The 1,321-nt window shown below is 35.3% G+C and carries 1 protein-coding gene and 1 pseudogene; both read left to right on the top strand.

The features are described from left to right. A pseudogene (locus tag FTT98_RS17820) lies at positions 1-485 on the top strand (RepB family plasmid replication initiator protein); the annotation flags it as partial. Positions 486-551: 66 nt separating this feature from the next. Then, a complete protein-coding gene (locus FTT98_RS17815; RefSeq protein ID WP_004896925.1) occupies positions 552-1,094 on the top strand; it encodes a plasmid replication DNA-binding protein in 543 nt (180 codons plus the stop codon). Positions 1,095-1,321 lie beyond the last annotated feature (227 nt).

Genomic DNA, 1,321 nt, shown 5'->3' with positions numbered 1-1,321 from the left:
GTTTATATGAAATATTGATTGCATGGCGTAGTACTGGAAAAACGCCTCTCATAACTATGTATGATTTTAGACAAAAAATAGGTGTACTCGAGACTGAATACAAACGAATGTATGATTTTAAAAAATATGTTTTAGACATTGCATTAAAACAAGTAAATGAACATACCGATATTATTGTCAAAGTTGAACAGCATAAAACAGGTAGATCTATTACTGGTTTTTCATTTAGCTTTAAACAGAAAAAATCAGCCACGCATTCAGTCGAATCTAAAAGAGATCCGAATACATTAGACCTCTTTTCAAAAATAACAGATAAACAACGCCATCTATTCGCCAACAAGCTCTCAGAGCTTCCTGAGATGAGTAAATATTCACAAGGCACAGAAAGCTATCAGCAGTTTGCTGTACGTATAGCTGCCATGCTGCAAGATGCAGAGAAATTTAAGGAATTACTTCCTTTACTCAGAAAATTAGGATTTCAATGACATTGTTAATTGAAATTGTTAAGTTAACAGTCAGGTATTAACACAAGTTGAAAACTGGTTTACATAATGAAAAAACTGTCAGTTTCAGAGTTAGCTAAGCTTTATGGATATTCAAGACAAGCCATATATGCACATATAAACAAAGGAAATTTATCTAAAGGATCTGATGGATTAATTGACTTTTCAGAGGCCCTAAGAGTTTTTGGGGAACCACAAAAAAAAGAGGATACAGTCAATCAAAGTCAATCAATTAACAGTCAAAACTTGACAGAAGTTGACTTACTAAAACGTCAAGTTGACATACTGGAAAAACAATTAAATCAGGCAATACAGAGAGAAAATCAATCTTTAGAACGTGAATCGTTTTATCAAGAACAGATTGAAGCTATGCAGCGCTTACTAGAAGCACCAAAAGCCAATATGACTACCTTTACCGATCAGAGCTTTAAACAGGATATAGCAACGGATCCTCGGTCGGAACTAGCAACGAACTATGACGAATTGACTACTCCTCAGCAAGACAATAAGCGTATTCCTATCCCGGAGCATGTTGAACCAGAACAGAAGAAGAGAGGCTTCCTAAGCCGCTTTTTCCTTCCATATGGTTAGCCAAGACTCCAGTTTTTTGAAGAGCCAATTTCAGTGCAAGCACTTGAAATAATGACTCCTCAAAAAACCGGATGATGTTTATTAAAACTGAATAAAACCGTGGAACATCGCTCAATTAGTGATCGTGGAACATGAATAATCAATAAAAAGCCGTTCTGGTGCCCTATACTCCAGAACGGATTACGTTAATATAATGATATTTAAAGAGAAATATCAAGCATTTCGTA

The sequence above is a fragment of the Acinetobacter sp. YH12039 genome (assembly GCF_013420015.1).
Classification (GTDB): Bacteria; Pseudomonadota; Gammaproteobacteria; order Pseudomonadales; family Moraxellaceae; genus Acinetobacter; species Acinetobacter amyesii.
This window is presented reverse-complemented; position numbering and strand designations above follow the sequence as displayed.

Bases quoted from the DNA above. Each gene is read 5' to 3' on its own strand.
- FTT98_RS17815 (WP_004896925.1), top strand. From the start codon at position 552: ATGAAAAAACTGTCAGTTTCAGAGTTAGCTAAGCTTTATGGATATTCA.